The sequence below is a fragment of the Lapillicoccus sp. genome, assembly GCF_039935575.1.
Classification (GTDB): Bacteria; Actinomycetota; Actinomycetes; order Actinomycetales; family Dermatophilaceae; genus Lapillicoccus.
Genome location: NZ_JBDTKA010000011.1, coordinates 18069 through 39624, shown reverse-complemented (window position 1 = coordinate 39624; position 21556 = coordinate 18069). Strand labels below are relative to the sequence as shown.

The window sequence follows — 21556 nt, the reverse complement described above, 5'->3', positions numbered from 1 at the left end:
CGGGCGGTCGGCAGGTGGTGTGATGAGGGTCATGGCCGCCGCACCCCTGACCGCAAAGATCGTCGGACTCGCCACGGTCTTCGTGACATCGGGTGTCGTCCACCTGGTGCGTCCCCAGGTCTTCGAACCCATCGTCCCGCGCAGCCTCCCTGCTCGACGCGAGCTCGTATATGCCTCGGGTGTCGCCGAGATTGTGTGTGCGACAGGGCTGTTGGTGCCGGCAACCCGCAGCGCCGCAGGGTGGGGCAGCGCGACGCTCCTCGTCGGGGTCCTCCCTGCGAACGTGCAGATGAGTGTGTCCGCGTACCGGAGGATGCGTCGCCGCCCCGAGGACCGTCGTCGGCAGCTGACCTTCGCGGGCACCCTCGTGAGGCTTCCGCTGCAGTGGCCGCTGATCCGCGTCGCCTTGTCCGCGACCGGCCGCTGACGAGACTGACTCGCTTCTGGTAGAGCGCTCACCGGGTGAGAGGCATACCGGCGCGCGGATATCCTGCCGGGGCACGTCTCCCCCTGAAAGTTCGGAGCCCCGCCGTGGCCATGCGCATGTCGACCCTGTTCCTGCGAACTCTGCGCGAGGACCCGGCCGACGCCGAGGTGCCGAGCCACCGGTTGCTGGTGCGAGCCGGGTATATCCGCCGCGTCAGCCCGGGCATCTACACCTGGCTCCCGCTGGGCCTGAAGGTCTTGCGGCGGGTCGAGCAGATCGTCCGCCAGGAGATGGACGCGATCGGCGCGCAGGAGCTGCTCTTTCCGGCGCTGCTGCCGCGTGGGCCGTTCGAGGTCACCGGGCGCTGGACCGAATACGGCCCCAACATCTTCCGGCTCAAGGACCGCAAGGACGCCGACTACCTGCTCGGCCCGACGCACGAGGAGCTGTTCACGCTCGCGGTCAAGGACCTCTACTCCTCCTACAAGGACCTGCCCGTCTCGCTCTACCAGATCCAGACGAAGTACCGGGACGAGGCGAGGCCGCGTGCCGGTCTGCTACGCGGACGCGAGTTCGTGATGAAGGACTCGTACTCCTTCGACGTGGACAACGCCGGACTGCAGAAGAGCTACGACCTGCACCGGGAGGCCTACACGAAGATCTTCGACCGGCTCGGCTTCCACTACGTCATCGTCGCCGCCATGGCGGGCGCCATGGGCGGCAGCAGGAGCGAGGAGTTCCTCGCCACCGCCGAAAACGGCGAGGACACCTACGTCCACTGCCCCAACTGCGGGTACGCCGCCAACGTCGAGGCCGTGAGGGTGCCCGTGCCGCCCGCGCTTGACTGGTCGGACGCGCCTGCAGCGCACATCGAGGACACCCCGGGTACGCCGACGATCGCGACCCTCGTGGACCTGCTCAACGAGCGGTTCCCCCGCGACGACCGGCCATGGCAGGCGTCCGACACCCTCAAGAACGTGATCGTGACGGTCACCGACCCCAATGGATCCACGCAGGTGCTGGCCATCGGCGTGCCGGGTGACCGCGACGTGGACGAAAAAAGACTCGGAGCCCAGCTGGAGCCCTCCGTCGTGACGGTTTTCGAGGACTTCGACTCACTGCCTGCGCTCGCGAAGGGGTACATCGGGCCCGGTGCCCTCGGGGCCGACAAGCCCGCCGGGGTGCGCTACCTGCTCGACCCTCGGGTCGTGGATGGCACCCGATGGGTGACCGGCGCCGACTCACCCGGACAGCATGTCGTCGACCTCGTCGCCGGTCGCGACTTCACGGCCGACGGCACGATCGAGGCGGCCGAGGTGCGCGCGGGTGACGAGTGCCCGAGCTGTGGGCACCAGCTGGAAGCCGCCCGCGGCATCGAGATGGGGCACATCTTCCAGCTCGGCACGAAGTACGCCGAGTCGCTGGGCCTGAAGGTCCTCGACGAGAACGGCAAGCTCGTCACGGTCACGATGGGGTCCTACGGCGTCGGGGTGTCCCGTGCCGTCGCATGCGTGGCGGAGGGCAACCACGACGAGCTCGGTCTGTGCTGGCCGCGTGAGATCACGCCCGCCGACGTGCACGTCGTGGCGACCGGCAAGGACGACGAGGTCTATCTGCGCGCCCAGGAGATCGTCGGTGGCCTCGAAGCAGCAGGCCTGGAGGTGCTCTATGACGACCGGAAGCAGGTCAGTCCCGGGGTGAAGTTCAAGGACTCCGAGCTGATCGGCGTCCCGACCATCGTCGTCGTCGGGCGAGGTCTCGCCAACGGGGTCGTCGAGGTCAAGGACCGCCGCAGCGGTGAGCGGCGTGAGGTTGCTGTCGCCGAGGTCGTCGCCGAGGTCGTCGCCGAGGTGCGGCCGGGGCGTCCGGCGTGACGGGTTCGTCCGGTGGCGGTGCTCAACCCGCCGACGGCTGGGACAGCGGGGAGTGACTGCCGGCGACCCCACGCTGGCGACGTTCGCGTTCATCGGGGTGGCGGCTCTGCTCGCCGGATGGGTCGACGCGGTGGTGGGTGGTGGCGGTCTGGTGCAGCTGCCGGCTCTGCTGCTCGGTTTTCCCAGCGCCTCCCCCGCCCAGATCCTGGCCACCAACAAGTTCGGCTCGATCTTCGGGACCACGACGAGCTCGTTGACCTACTACCGACGAGTGCGACCCGACCTGCGCACTGCCCTCCCGATGGCGGGGGTTGCTCTGCTGGGGGCGGTAGTAGGGGCGTTGATCGGGCTGCACATCCCCAAGTCGGCGTTCAGCCCGATCATCCTCGTGTGTCTCGTCGGTGTCGGCGCCTACACCCTGCTCAAGCCGCAGCTGGGCGCGGTCACGGCCCTGCGGTGGACGGGACGCCGGCACACGGCCACCGCGATGGCTACCGGTTTCGTCATCGGCGTCTACGACGGTGCGCTCGGCCCCGGCACCGGCTCGTTCCTCGTGTTCGCCCTGGTGGGACTGCTCGGGTATGCGTTCCTCGAAGCGAGCGCGACGGCCAAGATCACGAACGCGGCAACCAACCTCGGGGCGCTGTTCGTCTTCGTGCCGGGGGGCCACGTGATGGTCCTGGTTGGTCTGGTGATGGCAGCGGCGAACCTCGTCGGCGGCTATGTCGGAGCGCGTACCGCGGTGCACTTCGGAAGCGGCTTCGTGCGGACGGTGTTCGTGGTGGTGGTCTCGGCTTTCATCGTGCGGATCTCGTTGCAGCTGCTCGGAATCTGGCCCTGACGTTTAGCCTCACCCCCCGCAGCTCACCGCGACCACACCGTCGCTGCACAGCCGGCCCCAAGGGGGTGCAGCGGGACTCTCATCTCGTGACCGGGGAGCGCTCGCCCAAGGATGTGGGCGCTTCGTACCAGTGTGCAAAACCCGCCGACGCGCGTTCCTTTGCTACAGCGCCTTCCTCGGCCTTCTGCAGCTCGTCCAGTCTCAGCCCCCCTCGTCAGACGGTCCGCCGGCTCGACACACACCTATGCGGACGACGCGAGCGCTGCGCGGAGCGCCTCGACCGCCGTGACGGGCCGGTCGCAGACGAACCCCCGACAGACGTATGCCGCCGCGTCATCGTCGACGAGCGGCCGGCCCGCAAGGAGGGGAAGACCAGGGGCGTCCGGCGCCCCAGCAGCCAGGGCGATCCCCGGGGAGCGGCTGGACCGCACCACTCGCACCAACTCGTCGGCCAGGGGTCCTTCGCCGACCACGGCGACCTGGAGGGGTCCGGCGGCGCGCGCCTCGGCCACCGCGAGTGCCCATCCCGCGAACCGTGGGTCGCGGGCCGCGACCGAACCCGCCGCGTCGACGGCCGCCCCTGCCGCCTCGAGGTGTCGGGGCGAACCCGTCAGAGCGCCGTAGGTCAGCAGTGCCCCCGCGAGCGCGGACTGCCCGGACGGCTCGGCGTTGTCGCTGATCCCTCTGGGTCTGGTCACCAGCTGCTCTGCGTCGTCGGCGGTGTCGTGGAACCCGCCGTCGTCCGCACCGAAATGAGCGAGCGCCACGTCGAGCAGCTGCCCGGACACCTCGAGCCAGTGCGGGTCACCGGTTGCTTGGTGCAACGTGAGCAGGCCCTCACAGAGGTTGCCGTAGTCGTCGGCCACGCCAGCCGCCGCGCCCACCCGACCTTGCCGCGACGACCGTCGCAGCCGGCCCTCCTCGACGTGGGCGTCGACGACGAAGCGGGCCGCTCGAGCGGCGGCGAGCAGGTAGGAAGGTTCCTGCAGGACTGCCCCGATGTCGGCGAGCGCGGCGATGGCCAGACCGTTCCAGGACGTGACTACCTTGTCGTCGCGGTGTGGCTGAGGCCGCTGGTCGCGAGACACCGTCAGGCGCATCCGGGTGCGCCCCCACCACTCGGCGTCCGGCGCGTCGCGCGGCAGCTGCAGCGTCGAGGTGCCGTGCTCGAACGTCCCGTCGGCCGTCACGACGAGCAGCTCGGCGGCGCGCGCCCCGTCCTCGGGTCCGAGGACCTCGCGCAGCTCGCCCGGCGTCCAGGCATACGTCAGGCCCTCGACACCGTTGGTGTCCGCGTCCAGAGCCGAGGCGAACCCACCCTCGTCGGTGCCGAGGTCGCGGACCAGGAAGTCGGCCGTCTCGCGGGCGATGCGCTCGGCCAGTGTCGAACCGGACGCCTTCCACCAGTGCAGGTAGACCCGGGCCAGCTGGGCGTTGTCGTAGAGCATCTTCTCGAAGTGGGGGACCACCCAGTCCGCGTCGACGGCATACCGGGCGAACCCGCCGGCCAGCTGGTCGTAGATGCCACCGCGGGCCATGGCCTCGCAGCTGCCCGCGACCATCTCGAGCGCCGAGGGGTCGCCGGTACGCGCGTGGTTGCGCAGCAGGAACTCGAGCACCATCGACGGCGGAAACTTCGGCGCGCCGCCGAAACCCCCTCGCAGCCGGTCGAACCCGCGGCCGAGCGCCACCGCAGCGGCGTCCAGAGCCGGCACGTCTATGTTCCTACGCGACGGCGCGGAGGCGGTGCGCAACGCAGCTGCGATGTGCGCGCTGCTCGCCCGCACGTCGTCGCGGCGCCCGGCCCATGCCTCGGAGACCGCATCGAGCAGCTGCAGGAACTGCTCGCGCGGAAAGTAGGTGCCGCAGAAGAACGGCTCGCCGTCGGCGGTGAGGATTGCCGTCATCGGCCAGCCCCCGTGACCGGTCAGTGCGGTGGTGGCCGCCATGTAGACCGCATCGACGTCGGGGCGCTCCTCCCGGTCGACCTTGACCGCGACGTATCCGGCGTTGAGGACCTGCGCCACCTGCTCGTCCTCGAAGCTCTCGTGAGCCATCACGTGGCACCAGTGGCAGGCCGAATAGCCGACCGACAGCAGCACCGGCACGTCACGGCGACGGGCCTCGGCGAAGGCGTCCGCACCCCACTCTTGCCAGTCGACCGGGTTGTCCTGGTGCTGGAGGAGATAAGGGCTCGTCGCTGCAGACAACCGGTTGGCCATGTCCGTCAGCCTCCCACGCGAAGCCTGCTACCTCCCCGGGCGCGACGGGCCTGCGGTGACCACATGGTGGTCGTTGGCTGGATCCTCAGTGCCTGCTCGCCCTCGTCAACCTCGGGTCGGGCGGCATGAGGCTCGCCTCACCAAGGAGAAGATCCTTCAGAACCAGGTTCACCCAGCTCTGACCGGCCGCGCTTCCGGCAAAGGGCTCAGTCGTTCATGGCCTTGACCAGGGCCACCGCGAAGCTCGCCCGAGCCGAACCGGGCGCCTCCTGCTCGGCGTTGTCGACCATTCGGACGATGGTCCACGCTTTGGCGCGGTCCTCGTCGATGCCGGCTCGCTCGCAGATGATCTCCAGCCGGCGGCGGACGTTCCACCGGAACGTTGAACCGGTACCCAGCTCCTCCACCCGGTTCCACAGGGCTGGCGCCACCTCGAAAGCCGGGTCGCCCGCCATCGGCTTGGGGTCGATGGCAAGCCAGGCATGACGATCGGCCCCGATGACGATCTGGCGGAATACGTTCTGGCGGAGCGCGTTCTGGCGGAGCACGTTCCGGTAGTGCAGGTCAGTGTGGAGCAGGCGCGCGTCGACGTCGACCTCTGAGCCGAGCTCGCCGGCGAGCCGCCGGGCCTGGTCGACGAACCGGCGCGGCAGGGCGTGCGTCGGTGGCGGCTTCTCGAGCTGCCGGGCCGCGTATGCCGACAGGGTGGGAACGCGCGCGATCGCCGGGACGGACAGCGTCGCGAGTAGGTCACCGATGACCTCGCAGGCCTGGTCGTCGGGCAGGGTGTCGAGGTCGGTGTCGCTGTCCAGCCGTTCGAGGAGCAGAGCGAACCGAGCCGGGTCCGCGCGCAGCAGGCGTACCGACCCGTTTCCGTCCCAGCGCCGCAGCGCGAGGTGCTCGGTGACGGCCTCGACGTGCGGCCAGGTGACCTTGAGCACCGCCTGGCCCGACGTCCGGGCCGGTGACGTCACCGGCAACGCCACCGCGCAGACCCCGGACCTGGCCGGACCGTCCGGGACCAGCGACCACTGCGCGAGCAGGTCGGCCAGCAGCCGGGGAAGCTGACGGAGCCAGTCCGCGCCACTGACGGCATACGAGGCGCCCGGCTCGCCCGTGTCCGGTGGGTACCCGGCGACGCGCTCGGCGAAGGATGCCGGGACCAGGTCGGTCGGGTGGGTCACGGGTAGGTCATCCCCGGGAACGGTCCGGGCGCGACTCCCCACGTACGGGCCAGCGAGACCGATGCGACCTGGAACCGGACCAGGGTCGTCAGGGCCGAGGAGTCGTGCAGTACGAGGGGGAGCGGACCCAGCCCGGCCGCCACGAGCCGAGTCATGACCGTGGTTGCCAGCCGGCCGGCAGCCTCCGGGGTCGTGACGGGGAAGGGCAGCACATAAGCCAGAGGTGGTGGCGTGGTGGCGCCCATCGTGGCCAGCTCGTCGGCGCGCGCCGAGAGGGTGGTCATCGTTGCCACGGCAGCCGCACGAGTGTCTGCGGCGGTCTGGGCGGCGACCACCTGGAAGGCCCACCCGACGGACCTGGTCTCGGCGAGCAGCTGGGCCGCGGCAATCGTGGGAAGCGGGTCGGAGGCGGCCCAGGAGACGGGTGCTCCGAGCTCGGCCGCGGCTGCTCCGCAGGCGGCCGCGACCGCGACGAGGACGGCGCGGTTCGGCGTTGACACCGTGCCGAGGTCACCCAGGACCGCTGTCGTAGCAGCGCTTTCGGCCGCAGCCAGCTGCTCCTGGGTCACCGCCGGGGGCGCGCTCACCGCCGGGGCAGGCGGTCCAGAGGTAGACGCGCCCGCGGTCGGGCTGGTGGCCGGAGCATCAATGACGTGGTTAGGCACGCCCGCGGAGGTGAGCCGCGCCCGCAGCACAGTGGCCTGGGTCAGGTGGTTCCCGGCGAGACGCGCCACCGTCGCAGAAGCACCGGGTATGCGTCCCGCCTGTTGTCCGAGCCCCGTGACCAGCCGGACCGCGCTGACGAGTGCTGCTTCGTCGGGGATGGACTTGCGCTCGAGAAGCGGCAGGTCCGGCGCGTCGTCCTCGAGCCGGATATCGCAGCCCGCCAGGACCACTGTCGCGAGGGCGGACACGCCGCTCGCCGCCAGACGCAAGGCGGCGCGTCGCGACAACGCGACGCCTGAGACTGGCCCGCACAGGTCGGAAACGTGCGCCGGCATGCGCCCGATCATGGCACGCGCCGGGGGGCCCCCCGCTTCGCTAGAGTGACGTGACGGGTCGGACGCGCGACCGGCTCGACTCGAGGCGCGCGGCGCACGACCCGGAGAACTTCACACGTGGACGGGGAGGTGGACGTGAGCTCACACGGCGACCCTCGCGAGAGTCCTCGAGGCAACCCTCAGGGAGACGAGCTCGCCCACACGTTCGCCGCCGCACTCGCCGATCTCTCGCTGCAGACGGTCGACGTCACGGTCACGACGGCCGGGACGCGACGCGTCCTACGCGTGCTGGTGGATCGCGACCTCAGCCGCCTGGACCCGTCCGACTCCACGAGCCGGGTAGCGCCGCTCGATCTGGACGAGGTGGCGGACGCGACCCGCGCAGTGACCCAGGTGCTCGACGAGAGCGACGCCATGGGAGAGCGGGCGTACACGCTCGAGGTCAGCTCCCCTGGCGTAGGTCGGCCGCTGAGCGGCCACGCGGCGCTGCGCCGCAACGTGGGACGTCTGGTCGAGCTGACCCAGGTGTCCGGCGCCACTGTGACGGGCCGGCTGGTAGCCGTCGAGCCGGACGCCCTGGTGATCGAGGTGCCGGCCGGCCGGCGGACCCCGGCCGAACGCTTCACCCTCTCGCTGCCCGAGGTGCGCTCTGCGCAGGTTCAGGTCGAGTTCAACCGAAGCGACGACGATAGCGACGAGGAGGAGGACTGATGGACATCGACCTAGCCGCCCTGCGAGCCCTGGAGCGGGAACGGGACATCAGTCTGGACGTCCTGATCCCCGCGATCGAGCAGGCCCTGCTGGTGGCATACCACCGCACCGACGGGTCGTTCCGGCTGGCCCGTGTGCAGCTCGACCGCAAGACCGGTCACGTCATCGTGTGGGCCCGCGAGGACGGCGACCCGGTCCCGACCGAGGACGGTTCGCTGGGCGAACGGCCCGAGCCCGGCCCTGAGCTCGACGACACCCCGGACGGTTTCGGTCGGGTCGCGGCGGCGACCGCACGTCAGGTGATCGTGCAGCGGTTGCGCGACCTCGAGGACGAGCAGATCCTCGGCGACTTCCGTGGCCGTGAGGGTGACGTCGTCTCGGGGGTCATCCAGCAGAGCTCCGACCCGCGCCACGTCCTCGTGGACTTCGGCACCGTCGAAGGGATCCTGCCGCTCGCGGAGCAGGTCCCGGGAGAGAGATACCGCCACGGCGACCGGCTGCGCTGCTACGTCGTGAGCGTCAAGCGTGGCCCGCGCGGCCCGCAGATCGGGCTGTCGCGCACGCACCCGAACCTGGTCAAGACCCTCTTCCGGCTGGAGGTCCCCGAGATCGCTGACGGCACCGTCGAGATCGCCGCGCTCGCGCGGGAGGCGGGACACCGGACCAAGGTCGCCGTGCACGCCAAGGTCGCCGGCGTCAACGCCAAGGGCGCCTGTATCGGCCCCATGGGAGCCCGCGTGCGCGCCGTCATGACGGAGCTGCACGGCGAGAAGATCGACATCGTCGACTGGTCGCCAGACGCGGCGACGTTCGTCGGGTCGGCCCTGTCTCCTGCTCGCGTGCTCGCCGTCGAGGTCGTCGACGCGCAGGCGAGATCGGCCCGCGTGATGGTGCCCGACTACCAGCTCTCTCTGGCCATCGGCAAGGAAGCCCAGAACGTGCGGCTGGCGGCGAAGCTCACCGGCTGGCGGATCGACATCCGCACGGACGCTGCCCCCCTCGGCGAGTCCGACCGACCCGTCGCAGGAACCACCGCAACCGCAACCGCACGCGCCACAGCGGCCCCAGGAGCCACTTCAGCCCCGGACGCGTCGGCCGGTTCCCGGGACGAGCCGCAGGACGCCCGAGCGGCCGACGTCCGGTGAGCACCCCGCATACGGGCCGGCTCGAAGCGGGGTAGACTTGAACTCGACCGATCGGACTGGACTCCGCCCGCGTCAGCCCGTGCGAACCTGCGTGGGGTGTCGTCGAACGGATAGCCGGTCGGCCCTCCTGCGAGTGGTAGCGGTGGTGGGTGAGTGGGGCGGCAACGTCTCGTTGGTCCCCGATCCGCGACACCGACTGCCCGGGCGTGGCGCATGGCTGCATCTGAGCACGACGTGCCTCGAGCAGGCCGTCCGCCGCAAGGCGTTCACCCGAGCCCTGCGCCTGCAGGTCGGGCCGGACTCCACAGCGGTCCAGAAGTACCTCACCACCACCAGAGATCGACCAACCGAAGGCGGGTCAGACGCTGATGAGCACCCGATGAGAACTCAGCAATGAGCATGTCCCACAACCAGGTCTGATCCGAGGGAACGCACCATCTCCTTCCCGGGTCGGACCACCCGAGAAGGAGAAACGTGGCCAAGGTCCGTGTCTATGAGCTCGCCAAGGAGCTCGGTGTCGAGAGCAAGACGCTCTTGACCTACCTCAAGGACAAGGGCGAGTTCGTCCGGTCGGCGTCGTCGACCATCGAGCCCCCTGTTGTCCGGAACATCAAGGAGACCTTCCCCGCCGAGCTGCGCGGGAACGGTTCCACCAATGGCTCGAAAGGTGCCTCCAACGGCGCCAATGGCGCGCCCGCTCCGGCCGCTCCGTCGCGTCCGGCCGCACCGACGCCTTTTTCGGGCGCACCGGCAGCGTCCCCAGCCCCCGCGTCCCCAGCGCCTACGGCTCCGGTCGCCTCCGCGCCGGGGGTGGCGGCGCCCGCTGCCCCTTCGGTTCAGGCGCCCGCGGCCCCGGCCCGAACCGTTGCTCCCGCAACGGCCGCAACGGCCGCACCGGTCGCACCGACGAGCGCCCCCGCTTCACGCCCGGGCGTCCCGGGTCCACGCACCCCCTCGGCTCCTGCCGTGGGGGTTGCGAGCGTCGCCGCTCGCGACCAGGCCCGTCCCGGGTCGTCGGCACCTTCCGGCCCGCGTCCCGCCCCGCGGCCGAACACCCCTAGGCCGGGCAACAACCCGTTCGCGCCCAGCCAGGGCATGGGCCGCCCCCGCGGTGACGCGGCCGCTCGCGAGACCCGCGAGGCCGCTCCGCGTCCGGGCAACAACCCGTTTGCCCCAAGCCAGGGCATGCCGCGTCCGCAGTCGCGGGCCGGTGCCCCGGGTGCGGCAGGTCCGCGCCCCGGTGCTGCGGGCGCGGCTGGTCCACGTCCCGGTGGTGCCCGCCCTAGCCCGGGCATGATGCCGGACCGCTCTGCGGTCGGTCGTCCCGGCACCCGGCCGGGTGGTCCCGGTGGCCGTCCCGGCCCTGGTGGTGCTCCCGGACGTCCTGGTGGTGCCCCCGGCGCCGGCGGCGGCGGCTTCGGTGGCCGTCCCGGTGGCGGTCGTCCCGGCGGCGCCGGCGGCCGTGGCAGCGCGCCCGGCGCGTTCGGACGCGGCGGTGGCCGCCCGGTCCGTGGACGCAAGTCCAAGCGGGCCAAGCGCCAAGAGTTCGAGCAGATGCAGGCTCCGTCGCTCGGTGGCGTACAGGTGCCCCGTGGCGACGGTTCGCAGGTCGTCCGGATGCGCCGTGGCGCGTCGCTGACCGACTTCGCCGACAAGATCAACGCCAGCCCCGCGTCCCTGGTGACCGTGCTGTTCCACCTCGGTGAGATGGCCACGGCGACGCAGTCGCTCGACGAGGACACCTTCCGACTCCTGGGCGCCGAGCTCGGGTATGCCGTCGAGGTCGTCTCCCCGGAGGACGAGGAACGCGAGCTGCTCGAGCAATTCGACATCGACCTCGACGCCGAGCGTCAGGGCGAGGCCGACGAGGACCTCGTCGCCCGACCCCCGGTGGTCACCGTCATGGGTCACGTCGACCACGGCAAGACCAAGCTCCTCGACGCGATCCGGTCGGCGAAGGTCGCCGAGGGTGAGGCCGGTGGCATCACCCAGCACATCGGCGCATACCAGGTCGTCACCGAGCTCGAGGGTGTCGTGCGTCCCATCACCTTCATCGACACCCCGGGTCACGAGGCGTTCACCGCTATGCGTGCCCGTGGCGCGAAGGTCACGGACATCGCGATCCTCGTGGTGGCGGCGGACGACGGCGTGATGCCGCAGACCATCGAGGCGCTCAACCACGCCCAGGCGGCCGACGTCCCGATCGTCGTGGCGGTCAACAAGATCGACAAGGAGGGCGCCAACCCCGACAAGGTGCGTCAACAGCTCACCGAGTACAACCTCGTCGCGGAGGAGTACGGCGGCGACACCTTGTTCGTCAACGTGTCGGCCCGTACCGGTGAGAACATCGACTCGCTCCTCCAGGCCGTCCTGCTCACCGCGGACGCCTCGCTCGACCTGCGGGCCAACCCCGACCGCGACGCTCGTGGTGTCGCGATCGAGACGCACCTCGACAAGGGCCGTGGCCCGGTGGCGACCGTGCTGGTCCAGACCGGCACGCTCCACGTCGGCGACGCAATCGTCGCGGGCAGCGGCTACGGCCGGGTCCGGGCCATGCTCGACGAGCACGGCCAGACGGTGTCCGAGGCAGGTCCGTCGCGACCGGTCCTCGTGCTCGGTCTCACCTCGGTCCCGGGCGCCGGTGACACGTTCCTCGTGGCGGCCGACGACCGGACCGCCCGGCAGATCGCCGAGCGCAAGGAGGCCGCGTCCCGCGCGGCGTCCTTGATGAAGGCCCACAAGCGCATCTCGCTCGAGGACCTCAACGAGGCGCTCGCGGCAGGCAAGGTCGACACCCTCAACCTCATCCTCAAGGGTGACGCGTCGGGTTCGGTCGAGGCGCTCGAGGACGCCTTGCTCCAGATCGATGTGGGCGACGAGGTCGACCTGCGGATCATCGACCGGGGTGTGGGTGCGATCACGTTGAACAACATCAACCTGGCGGTCGCCTCCGACGCGATCATCATCGGGTTCAACGTCCGTGCCGAGGGCCAGAACGCCGCGGTCGCCGACCGCGAGGGCGTCGAGATCCGCTACTACTCGGTGATCTACCAGGCGATCGACGAGATCGAGCAGGCGCTCAAGGGCATGCTCAAGCCGGAGTTCGTGGAGGCGCGCCTCGGTGAGGCGGAGATCCGCGAGATCTTCCGGTCGAGCAAGTTCGGCAACGTCGCGGGTTCCATCGTGCGTGGTGGGGAGATCCGCCGCGGCGCCAAGGCCCGGATCCTGCGCGACGGCACGGTCATCGGGGAAAGCCTCGAGATCGCTGGTCTGCGCCGGTTCAAGGACGATGTCGTCGAGGTCCGCGAGGGCTTCGAGTGCGGCATCAACCTGGGCTCGTTCAACGACCTGCAGGTCGGCGACACGATCCAGACGTTCGAAATGCGGGAGATTCCGCGAGCGTAGGTGACTCACGCTTGGTCGGTGCCTGGGTCTCAGGCACCGACCAAGACTCGGTCTCCGGGCTCACCGCCTACCCCGTCCGCCTGCTCGTTCACCTCGCCGGCTCAAGGAGTTCTTATGGCTGATCCCGCACGCGCCCGCAAGGTCGCCGACCGCGTCAAGGTCGTCGTCGCGGAGACCCTCGAGCATCGCGTCAAGGACGCGCGGCTCGGTTTCGTGACGATCACCGATGTGCGCGTCACCGGCGACCTCCAGCACGCGACGGTCTTTTACACCACCTTTGGGGACGGCGATGCCCGCACGGCCACCGCAGCCGCGCTGGAGTCGGCCCGCGGCAAGGTCCGCACAGCGGTCGGGCAGGCGCTCGGGATCCGGCTCACCCCGTCCCTCGAGTTCATCCCCGACGCGATCCCCGAGGGGGCGGCGCACCTCGAGGACGTCCTCGTCGAGACGCGCGCCCGTGATGCCGAGCTGGCCCGGGCCCGCGAGGGCAAGAGCTATGCCGGTGAGGCCGACCCGTACCGCAAGGTGGGTGAAGACATCGAGGACGTCGAGGACGCCGAGGACGCCGAGGGCAGTGCGAACACCGACGAGACCGGCGCGCTCGACCACCCCGACGTGTTCGAGGGTGCTCGGAACACGCAGGGCGCCAGCGAGTGACCGACGACGGTCTGCTCGTCGTCGACAAGCCGGCGGGCTGGACCAGTCATGACGTCGTGGCCCGGGCTCGTCGGCTCTGCGGGACCCGTCGGGTCGGGCACGCCGGAACCCTCGACCCCATGGCGACGGGGGTGCTGGTGCTGGGAGTGAACCGCGCGACGAAGCTGTTGACTTTTCTCGTCGGGTGCGACAAGACGTACCTCGCGACCGTGCGACTCGGGCAGTCCACGGTCACGGACGACGCCGAGGGTGACGTCCTTTACTCCGCCGCCGCGAGCGGGGTTGAGGGCACGGCGATCGACGCAGCCGTCGCTCGCTTGACCGGCCCCATCGAGCAGGTCCCTTCGAGGGTCAGCGCGATCAAGGTCGATGGCAAGCGCTCCTACGCCCGCGTCCGCGGCGGCGAGGACGTCACGCTGGCGGCCCGCCCCGTCACCGTCCACCGCTTCGAGGTGCTCGACGTACGGCACGACGGCCCATATGTCGACCTCGACGTCGAGGTGGAGGTCTCCTCCGGCACTTATGTGCGCGCGCTCGCCCGAGACCTCGGCGGCGCCCTCGGCGTCGGTGGGCACCTCACGGCCCTGCGTCGCACCCGGGTGGGGCGCTTCGACCTCGCCGGTGCGTCGACGCTCGACGAGCTGGGGTCGCTCGCATCGCAAGGGGGCGTTCCCCTGCTGCCCATGGCGGCCGCCGCCCGAGCACAGTTCCCCGTCCACGACCTGACCCCGGCCGAGGCGGTCGCGCTGGGACACGGTCAGCGCATCGCCTCGGCCGACCCAGACGTCGGAACTGGCGGCGATGGGGGGGCTGCCGGGGCGGCGGTCGTGGCCGCGATCGCTCCGGACGGCTCCCTGGTCGCTATCCTCGACGAGACGCGGCTGCAGGCGCGTGCCCACGTGGTCCTGGCACCTCGCTGACGGGTTGCGGGAGCTACGCGCCCGGTTTCCCGGGCGCGCGTCCCACAATGCACGGATGCTCGCTGCGGGTGAGTGCGGTCAGCGCGGCTTGACGGCGACGAGCAGGTCGCGACGGATACCAGCGTCCACCCGGTGGGCGAACCGCAACCAGGGCCCGCCGTCGCGCACCTCCAGCCCCGCGGCGACACACATCGCCGCGAGGTCAGCGCGCGGGAGCCCGTGCGTGTTCCAGGCGATGCCGACCGCTCCGCCGGCACGCAGCACCGACCCCCATACCGGCAGGGCCGCCTCGAGTAGCTCCGCAGGGCTGCGGTCGCGGGCGGCGGCAGCCTTCGGCCCTCCCCGCCCGGCACTGGTCCGGCTGCCGTGGTGGATCCCGTAGGGCGCGTCCGTCACGACGACGTCCACCCGCCGCCGCTCGAGCAGGTCGGCCGTCGCGAGGGTGTCAGCGACATACAGGGTGAGGTGCTGACGCTCGCCGGCGGCGTACGCCTCCCGACTCGGTGACAGCTGCGCCTCGAGGACGTCGGCGACGTGGGATCCGTTACGCCGCAATGGATGCAGGTCAATCCGGTGCTTCAGGTTCTTGCGCCGCAGCCAGGTCGTGAGGAACGCCGCGTATGCCTCCACCTCGCGTCGGTCGATCTCGACCCCGACCGCGTCACACCCGAGAGCCAGGGCGCAGCTGAGGGTGGTGCCGCGGCCGGCCATCGGGTCGAGCACGGAGGTCGGACGGTCGCGCTCGCGAGACACCGAGGCGCTTGCCAGGGTGAGGTTCAGCAGGGTCCTGGTGAGCTGTTCGTTGGTCTTGCCGGGGTACTTGGGGATGGTGAGCAGGTCGTCGTCGAGCAGCTCGGGTCTGGTGATAAGCACGGGTCTGAGCAGGTCGCCGTCGCGCGTCCCGACCACCTCGAACGCGGCGTGCGCCGCGGACAGGCGACCGAGGAGCTCCGGCGGCGCCGCTCGGTCGAAAGTGGCGCGTAGGTAGGGAACCCCAGCAATCTGGACCGTGCCGACGTCGACCAGGCCGTCACCCTCCGCGTCTGCCGCAGCGAGGACCTCGAGCTCGGCCCGCGTGATCTCTGGTGCGAGGCCGGCATACACACGGTTGCTCGACGGAGCGAGCAGGAGGACATATGCCGGCACGCTGACACACTAGGCGCGCTCCCGGCCAGGGCTGCGCACGTGCGTGCGCTCCGGCTTCGTAGAGTGTCTCCCGTGCAAGTGTGGAACGGGCTGGGCGAGGTCCCCGGCGACCTCGGTCGCTGCGTCGTCACGCTCGGGAACTTCGACGGCGTCCACCGGGGCCACCGTGCCGTCCTGGGCCAGCTCGTCGCCGAGGCCACGGCGCGGGGCGAGTCCAGCGTCGCGGTGACCTTCGACCCGCATCCCGTGGCGGTCCTGTTCCCCGACCGCGCTCCCCTCGCGATCACCTCTCTCGACCAGCGGCTGACGCTGATGGCGTCCACCGGTCTGGACGCGGTGCTGGTGATCGAGTTCACGACACAGTTCGCGCACCTGACACCCGAGGAGTTCGTCAGCCAGGTGTTCGTTGACGCGCTCCACGCCAGCACGGTCATCGTCGGCGAGGACACCAGGTTCGGCTGGCGCAACTCGGGCAACGTCGACACGCTCCGGGAGCTGGGCGTCAGCGACGGTTTCGAGGTCGTCACCCTCGCCGACCTCGGGGAGGGGCAGCGATGGTCGTCCACGATGGCACGCAACCAGCTCACCGAAGGTGACGTCGAGGCAGTGGCCGCGGTTCTCGGGCGCCCGCACCAGGTCTGCGGCATCGTGGTCCACGGCGACCATCGCGGCCGTGCGCTCGGCTTCCCCACCGCGAACCTCGGTGAGCAGATCGAAGGCCTGGTGCCGGCCGATGGTGTGTATGCCGGCTGGCTGACCCGTTCCGAGCTGCCGAAGGACGCCGGCGACCGCACCCTTCCCGCGGCGGTGTCGATCGGCACGAACCCCACCTTCGACGGGACACAACGTCGGGTCGAGGCATACGTGCTCGACCGCACAGACCTCGACCTCTACGGGGAGCGGGTCTGCTACGAGCTGGTCCGTCGGCTGCGACCCACCTTGCGCTACGAAGGCATCGAGCCGCTGGTGCGACAGATGAGCCAGGACGTCGCGCAGTGCCGCGAGATCCTGCGGACCGTCGTCGCGGGCTGACGTGACGTCCGGCAGCCGGCGAGAGGCGGGCTGGTTGGCCGGCTGGGAGAGAACCGGCTGGGGGAGAACCGGTTGGGGGCGGACGGACTGGGGCATCGTCATCGCCGGGCTCGGACTGTCGGGCATCGGCGCGGCGCTGGTCTGGTCGGCGACTCGGCACACCGCGGGTTCGGGGTTCCTGCTCAAACATGTGGTGAACACCGCTGTGGGGGTCGCCGGCTTCGTCGTCGTCACCAGGATCGACCACCGGACCCTGCGTGCCTGGGCTCCGTGGGTCTACCTCCTGTCGCTCGCAGGGTTGCTGGCCGTCCTCTCTCCGCTGGGGTCGACCATCAACGGCTCGCGGTCCTGGATCCAGCTGCCAGGCGGCTTCTCGATGCAGCCGTCGGAGCTGGCTAAGGTCGCGCTCAGCGTCGGTCTGGCGATGGTCCTCGCCGAGGGGCGGGACAGGGACCGCGCGCCGGGCGCGCGTGACCTGGTGGCGGCGTGGGGGATGGTCCTCGTCCCGGTGGCGCTCGTGATGCTCCAACCGGATCTCGGTTCTGCCGTCGTCCTCGTGGCCATGGCGTTCGCAGTGGTCGCGGTAGCCGGGGCGCCCACATTGCTGCTCGCCGGGACCGCCGTGGTCGGTGCGGCGGGAGTGCTGGCGATGTTCACGACGAACCTGCTCAGCGCCTACCAGCGGGCCCGGCTGACCGCGTTCCTCGACCCCGCCGTGGACCCCGAGGGCATTGGGTACCAGACCCGGCAGGTACGTGCGGCAATCAGCTCCGGGGGATGGTTCGGGCAGGGGCTGCTGCACGGTTCGCAGACGCAGGGCGGCTATGTGCCGTTCCAGCAGACCGACTTCGTGTTCTCGGTCGCCGGGGAGGAGCTGGGGTTCGTCGGGGCGGCCGGGATCGTCGTCCTGATCGTCTTCCTCGTCCTGCGCACCCTCGTGATCGGCGCTCGCAGCGACCCGTTCGGCCAGCTGGTCTGCGTCGGGGTGGCGATGTGGTTCGGGGTGCAGGCCTTCGAGAACATCGGGATGAACCTCGGGATCATGCCGGTGACCGGTCTCCCGCTGCCGTTCCTGTCCTACGGGGGGTCGTCGATGTTCGCCGGATGGCTGGCTCTGGCGTTGGTCAACAACGCCCACGTGTCGGGGGTCGGCCATCGCTAGGCACCCAGGGGGTCTCCCGTCACCAGCAAGCAACGCGGCGATCCTCGACCGGACTCATACCTTTGCGAGTTCTACCCCGCCGATGTCCGATTTGTCGGCAAACATCTGAGTCCGCTCCTGGGCGAGGCCGACCAGGACGTCGCGCAGGTAGCGGATGGTCGGGTTCGAACCACGGGCCCGGCGCCACGCGAGGGAGACCTCGCGGGTCGGCACGGGGTCGCGGACGGGCAGGACACAGACATTGGGGGGCAACGCTTCTCGACCCAAACGGGGGATCAGAGAGACCGCCGCCCCGTGCTCGACGAGGGCGATGTGCGAGCTCCACTCCCCGGCCCAGAACGACACCCTGGGTGTGGCTCCGACGCGGCCGAGCATCCGGGTGAGCCACTCATGGCAGACGCTGCCCACTGGCGCCGACGCGAATACCTCGTCCACGAGATCCGCCGGCGTGACCCACGGTCGTGCGGCCAGCCGGTGTCCGGCCGGAACGAGGATGTCGGCTACGTCCACGCCGATCCTCAGCACGTCGACGTGCTCGGGTACGGCGAGCGGCGTGTCACCCCACTGATGCACGAGGGCAGCGTCGGCCCGGTCGGACGCCACTGCCGCCATGCCGTCGGGCGGGTCGAGCTCGACCAGGGTCAGGAGCAGGTCGTGCCCGTCGACCCTCATCCTGGACAGGGCGGGGGCGACGATCCCTCGGACGGCCGTGGAAAAAGCCGCCAGCCGAAGGCGTCCCCCGACCACGGTCTCCGCGGTGCGGAGGTCCGCCTCGAGGTCGTCCATGCGGTCGAGCATCTCCGCACCGCGTGACTCGAGCCTCCGGCCGTGCTCGGTCAGCAGAACACCCCGGCCGTAGCGTTCGAGGACGGCGGCCCCGGTGTGCCGCTCGAGCTTCTTGATCTGCTGCGATACCGCGGACGGCGTGAACCCCAAGGCGTCGGCGGCCGCGACCACCGAGCCGTAGGTGCGGACCGCGCGCAGCGACTGGAGGGCGACCAGGTCAATCATGTAGCGATCCTACGTCGTGAGATCACTCATCAGTTGCTGGTGCTTAATGGTGGTGAGGACCCAAAGTGGACACATGACCCCACGCCACGCCCTTGCTGCGGTGGCCGTGGCCATCATCTGGGGGGCGAACTTCGTCATCATCGACGCGGGTCTGCACGACATGCCGCCGCTGCTGTTCGTGGCCCTGCGCTTCCTCGCCGTCGTCGTCCCCGCGATCTTCGTGGTGCGCCGACCGGCGGTGCCGTGGCGGGATATCGCGTTGGTCGGCCTCTTCCTCAGCATCGGGCAGTTCGGCCTGCTCTACCTCTCTCTCGACCTCGGTATGCCTCCGGGGCTCGCCTCACTCGTGGTGCAGGTGCAGGTGATCTTCACCGTGGTCATCGCCGCCGTGTCCCTCAAGGAACGGCCCTCCCGGCGCCAGCAGCTCGGCATCGTCGTCGGTCTGGTCGGGCTGGCGGTCGTGGCCTTGGGGCGCAACGCCGCTACGCCGTGGCTCGCCCTGGTGCTCTGCCTGGCCGGTGCCCTGTCGTGGGCGACCGGCAACGTGGTCATCAGGCGGGTCGGGACCGCGTCGGGCCTCGGGATGACCGTGTGGTCCGGGTTGTTCGTGCCCATCCCGATGCTTACCCTGTCCCTGCTGGTGGACGGACCTCAGGCAGTGGCGACCGGACTGCGCCACATCGACCTGGTGACCATCGGCTCCACGCTCTACACGGCCTGCCTCTGCTCCTTGTTCGGCTACGGGGTCTGGAACTCGTTGCTCGCCCGTTACCCCACCGCCAGCGTGGTGCCGTTCACCCTGCTCGTGCCGGTCAGCGGCATCGCGACCGCATGGGTCTTCCGGAACGAACGGCCGACCTTCGGGACCGTCGTGGGCGGTCTGCTCCTGCTCGCCGGAGTGCTGGTGACCTCACTCGGGCGCCGGCGGCGGGCCAGCCGCCCGCCTGTTCAGCTGCTGACCTCGCCGACGTTGCGCCGGTAGCCCAGGGCCGCGATCACCCCGAAGACCACGCTGGTCAACAGCACCGGCCACACGTGCGAGATCGTTGACCCGGGGCTCAGCACCCCGAACGCGGCCACGTCGCCGTCCGGGGCCATGGCTCCCCAGACCAGCTGGCCGAAGTGGTAGGTCGGCATGTACGGGGCGATGTCCTGAAGGATGCCGGGCAGGCTCGCGACCGGGAAGAAGAACCCGGACAGGAACGACAGGGGCAGGAAGACCAGGTTGCTCACTGCGGACGCCGCCTTCGGTCTGGTCCAGAACGCCAGCGCGAAACCCATCGTGGAGAACGCCACGGCGCCGACCACGAGTATGCCGACCGCCTCCACCAGGCGTCCGGCGTCGAAGTGGACGTGGGCGAGCAGCACCGCTACGGCGAGCATCAGGACGAGCATGGCCAGCGTGAACAACGCCGCCATGACGAACTTGCCCACGAAGTAGACCCACATGGGCATGGGGGTCGACCTCAGCCGTCGCAGCCAGCCCTTGCCTCGCTCGTTGGCGACGTCTGCGCCGAAGGTGAAGATGGCGAGGCTGACCACCCCGTAACAGCCGATCGAGGCATACATCATCGCGGCGACGTCGGTGCCCTCGGGAAGCGTCTTTCCCGCCTGCGGCAGCCCGAACATGCAATAGAGCAGCACAGGGACGCCGACCACACCGACGAGGAACTCCGGAACCCGTCGCCCTTGGCGCACCTCGGCCAGCACCTGGGCGAGCACCACGCCGACCAGGCCGCCGGTGCGGGACGCCTCCGGGCTGGGTCTGCGCGGCCAGTCCACGGGCTCGCCTTGTCCGGCTGCACGAGCAGGGGGACGGGCGGGTTCGGGCAACGTTGCGTCCGGCCGTCGGTCGTTCACTCCCTCCTCGACGGTGCTCACGCGGCTCGCTCCCCGGACGCGCGGGTGAGGTGGAGAAACGCCGCCTCGAGGTCGGTCTCGACCACCTGCAGACCGGTGACCGTCCGGCCCCGGGAGAACAGGGTCTCGAGCAGGTGCTCGGGCCGCCTGGTCTGCACGACCCAGGAGCCAGACTCACCCTGGGTGCCGTCAACGGCATCGAGGGCCTTGACGCCGTCCATGGCGGCCAGCTCCTCCCGGGACGCGTCGGTGGTCAGGTGGACGGTGCGATCGGCGACCAGCCCCTTGATCCCGGCCGGCGTGTCGTCGGCGACCAGGCGGCCGTGGTCGATGACGACGATGCGGTCCGCCACGTCGTCGGTCTCCCCGAGGTTGTGGGACGAGAAGAGGATGGTCTTCCCGAGCGTCGCGAACGCCCTGACCTGCTGCCAGAACGCGGTGCGGGCCACGACGTCGAGGGCGGCGGTCGGTTCGTCGAGGAACAGCAGGTCCGGGTCACCGGCGATGGCCAACGCGAACGAGAGACGCTGTCGTTGCCCGCCGGACAGCTCGCCGATCTTGCTGCGTTGCTTGCCCACGAGGTCGGCCCGGTCCAGGATGCCGTCCACGGGGAGCGCCCAGGGATAGTAGCGCCGGACGAGCGCGACGGTCTCGCGGACCGTGAGGTTCTCGGGACCGACGTGGTCCTGGAGCATCGACCCGACCCGGGCCCGGGCATACGGGCTGTCGGGTTGACGCGCGAACAGCCGCACCTTTCCGGAGTCGGGCCGGCGCAGGCCGAGCAGCATCTCGATGGTGGTCGTCTTGCCCGCGCCGTTGGGGCCGAGGATCGCCACGATCTGTCCCTCGGGAACGTTCAGGTCCAGGCCGTCGACGGCGAGCGTCTCGCCGTAGGACCTGCTGATGCTTGTTGCCTGGACGACGTCCATGTATGCGGGTCCACTCCTGGTGGGTGCGT

At 70.4% G+C, this 21556-nt stretch carries 19 protein-coding genes; 12 read left to right on the top strand and 7 right to left on the bottom strand.

The genetic code is table 11. The features are described from left to right. Nucleotides 1-22 precede the first annotated feature (22 nt). The 3 genes from ABI385_RS01565 (at nucleotide 23) to ABI385_RS01555 (ending at nucleotide 3142) form a co-directional block, all read left to right on the top strand. Complete coding sequence (locus ABI385_RS01565) at nucleotides 23-427, top strand: MauE/DoxX family redox-associated membrane protein (protein WP_348101975.1); 405 nt, start codon at nucleotides 23-25, stop codon at nucleotides 425-427. A gap of 110 nt (nucleotides 428-537) precedes the next feature. Continuing rightward, nucleotides 538-2301 carry a proline--tRNA ligase gene (locus ABI385_RS01560; RefSeq protein WP_407068211.1) on the top strand — a complete coding sequence of 588 codons (1764 nt, stop codon included), beginning with the start codon at nucleotides 538-540 and terminating at the stop codon, nucleotides 2299-2301. A gap of 52 nt (nucleotides 2302-2353) precedes the next feature. Beyond that, on the top strand, nucleotides 2354-3142 hold the full coding sequence (locus ABI385_RS01555; protein WP_348101973.1) for a TSUP family transporter: 789 nt from the start codon (nucleotides 2354-2356) through the stop codon (nucleotides 3140-3142). Nucleotides 3143-3384: 242 nt separating this feature from the next. Here the strand turns inward: ABI385_RS01555 and ABI385_RS01550 are convergent, their stop codons facing one another. The 3 genes from ABI385_RS01550 to ABI385_RS01540 all read right to left on the bottom strand — a co-directional run bounded on the left by ABI385_RS01550 (nucleotide 3385) and on the right by ABI385_RS01540 (nucleotide 7549). Next, nucleotides 3385-5364 carry a thioredoxin domain-containing protein gene (locus tag ABI385_RS01550; protein ID WP_348101972.1) on the bottom strand — a complete coding sequence of 660 codons (1980 nt, stop codon included), beginning with the start codon at nucleotides 5362-5364 and terminating at the stop codon, nucleotides 3385-3387. Nucleotides 5365-5570: 206 nt separating this feature from the next. Then, on the bottom strand, nucleotides 5571-6548 hold the full coding sequence (locus ABI385_RS01545; RefSeq protein ID WP_348101971.1) for an aminoglycoside phosphotransferase family protein: 978 nt from the start codon (nucleotides 6546-6548) through the stop codon (nucleotides 5571-5573). Continuing rightward, nucleotides 6545-7549 (bottom strand): DUF4439 domain-containing protein, encoded by a 1005-nt coding sequence (locus ABI385_RS01540; RefSeq protein ID WP_348101970.1) that lies wholly within the window; start codon nucleotides 7547-7549, stop codon nucleotides 6545-6547. The genes ABI385_RS01545 and ABI385_RS01540 overlap by 4 nt, the downstream gene beginning before the upstream one ends. A gap of 135 nt (nucleotides 7550-7684) precedes the next feature. Between ABI385_RS01540 and rimP the strand changes: the two genes are divergently transcribed. From rimP to truB, 6 genes are all read left to right on the top strand, one after another. Continuing rightward, a complete protein-coding gene (rimP, locus tag ABI385_RS01535; protein ID WP_348101969.1) occupies nucleotides 7685-8260 on the top strand; it encodes a ribosome maturation factor RimP in 576 nt (191 codons plus the stop codon). After that, the gene (nusA, locus tag ABI385_RS01530) at nucleotides 8260-9405 is read left to right on the top strand and encodes a transcription termination factor NusA (RefSeq protein WP_348101968.1); all 1146 of its coding nucleotides are present in this window, start codon (nucleotides 8260-8262) and stop codon (nucleotides 9403-9405) included. The genes rimP and nusA overlap by 1 nt, the downstream gene beginning before the upstream one ends. 79 nt (nucleotides 9406-9484) lie before the next feature. Next, nucleotides 9485-9802 carry a YlxR family protein gene (locus ABI385_RS01525; RefSeq protein ID WP_348101967.1) on the top strand — a complete coding sequence of 106 codons (318 nt, stop codon included), beginning with the start codon at nucleotides 9485-9487 and terminating at the stop codon, nucleotides 9800-9802. A gap of 77 nt (nucleotides 9803-9879) precedes the next feature. Then, on the top strand, nucleotides 9880-12810 hold the full coding sequence (gene infB, locus ABI385_RS01520) for a translation initiation factor IF-2 (RefSeq protein ID WP_348101966.1): 2931 nt from the start codon (nucleotides 9880-9882) through the stop codon (nucleotides 12808-12810). A 114-nt stretch (nucleotides 12811-12924) separates the two neighbouring features. Beyond that, the gene (gene rbfA, locus ABI385_RS01515; protein ID WP_348101965.1) at nucleotides 12925-13467 is read left to right on the top strand and encodes a 30S ribosome-binding factor RbfA; all 543 of its coding nucleotides are present in this window, start codon (nucleotides 12925-12927) and stop codon (nucleotides 13465-13467) included. After that, nucleotides 13464-14387 carry a tRNA pseudouridine(55) synthase TruB gene (gene truB / locus ABI385_RS01510; protein ID WP_348101964.1) on the top strand — a complete coding sequence of 308 codons (924 nt, stop codon included), beginning with the start codon at nucleotides 13464-13466 and terminating at the stop codon, nucleotides 14385-14387. Before rbfA ends, truB begins: the two co-directional genes overlap by 4 nt. A 78-nt stretch (nucleotides 14388-14465) precedes the next feature. Here truB and ABI385_RS01505 read toward each other — a convergent pair whose 3' ends face one another. Then, entirely contained in the window at nucleotides 14466-15533 is a 1068-nt protein-coding gene (locus ABI385_RS01505) for an SAM-dependent methyltransferase (protein WP_348101963.1), read from the bottom strand. 72 nt (nucleotides 15534-15605) lie between these two features. Here ABI385_RS01505 and ABI385_RS01500 point away from each other — a divergent pair, with 72 nt between their 5' ends. Continuing rightward, nucleotides 15606-16565, top strand: coding sequence for a bifunctional riboflavin kinase/FAD synthetase (locus ABI385_RS01500; RefSeq protein WP_348101962.1), 960 nt, complete (start codon nucleotides 15606-15608; stop codon nucleotides 16563-16565). Nucleotide 16566: 1 nt separating this feature from the next. Continuing rightward, entirely contained in the window at nucleotides 16567-17727 is a 1161-nt protein-coding gene (gene rodA / locus ABI385_RS01495; protein WP_348101961.1) for a rod shape-determining protein RodA, read from the top strand. Between the two features lie 54 nt (nucleotides 17728-17781). Here rodA and ABI385_RS01490 read toward each other — a convergent pair whose 3' ends face one another. After that, nucleotides 17782-18738, bottom strand: a complete 957-nt coding sequence (locus ABI385_RS01490; RefSeq protein WP_348101960.1) for a LysR family transcriptional regulator — start codon at nucleotides 18736-18738, stop codon at nucleotides 17782-17784. 73 nt (nucleotides 18739-18811) lie between these two features. Here ABI385_RS01490 and ABI385_RS01485 point away from each other — a divergent pair, with 73 nt between their 5' ends. After that, the gene (locus tag ABI385_RS01485) at nucleotides 18812-19720 is read left to right on the top strand and encodes an EamA family transporter (RefSeq protein WP_348101959.1); all 909 of its coding nucleotides are present in this window, start codon (nucleotides 18812-18814) and stop codon (nucleotides 19718-19720) included. Here the strand turns inward: ABI385_RS01485 and ABI385_RS01480 are convergent. Together ABI385_RS01480 and ABI385_RS01475 are read right to left on the bottom strand one after the other, a co-directional pair. Next, nucleotides 19687-20619: an ABC transporter permease gene (locus ABI385_RS01480; RefSeq protein ID WP_348101958.1), complete on the bottom strand. Its 933-nt coding sequence runs from the start codon at nucleotides 20617-20619 to the stop codon at nucleotides 19687-19689. The genes ABI385_RS01485 and ABI385_RS01480 overlap by 34 nt on opposite strands. Continuing rightward, on the bottom strand, nucleotides 20616-21527 hold the full coding sequence (locus ABI385_RS01475; protein WP_348101957.1) for an ABC transporter ATP-binding protein: 912 nt from the start codon (nucleotides 21525-21527) through the stop codon (nucleotides 20616-20618). Before ABI385_RS01475 ends, ABI385_RS01480 begins: the two co-directional genes overlap by 4 nt. Between the last annotated feature and the right edge of the window lie 29 nt (nucleotides 21528-21556).

Bases quoted from the DNA above. Each gene is read 5' to 3' on its own strand.
- ABI385_RS01490 (WP_348101960.1), bottom strand. From the start codon at position 18,738: ATGATTGACCTGGTCGCCCTCCAGTCGCTGCGCGCGGTCCGCACCTAC.
- nusA (WP_348101968.1), top strand. From the start codon at position 8,260: ATGGACATCGACCTAGCCGCCCTGCGAGCCCTGGAGCGGGAACGGGAC.
- rbfA (WP_348101965.1), top strand. From the start codon at position 12,925: ATGGCTGATCCCGCACGCGCCCGCAAGGTCGCCGACCGCGTCAAGGTC.
- ABI385_RS01550 (WP_348101972.1), bottom strand. From the start codon at position 5,364: ATGGCCAACCGGTTGTCTGCAGCGACGAGCCCTTATCTCCTCCAGCAC.
- ABI385_RS01565 (WP_348101975.1), top strand. From the start codon at position 23: ATGAGGGTCATGGCCGCCGCACCCCTGACCGCAAAGATCGTCGGACTC.
- ABI385_RS01485 (WP_348101959.1), top strand. From the start codon at position 18,812: ATGACCCCACGCCACGCCCTTGCTGCGGTGGCCGTGGCCATCATCTGG.
- ABI385_RS01540 (WP_348101970.1), bottom strand. From the start codon at position 7,549: ATGCCGGCGCACGTTTCCGACCTGTGCGGGCCAGTCTCAGGCGTCGCG.
- ABI385_RS01475 (WP_348101957.1), bottom strand. From the start codon at position 21,527: ATGGACGTCGTCCAGGCAACAAGCATCAGCAGGTCCTACGGCGAGACG.
- ABI385_RS01560 (WP_407068211.1), top strand. From the start codon at position 538: ATGCGCATGTCGACCCTGTTCCTGCGAACTCTGCGCGAGGACCCGGCC.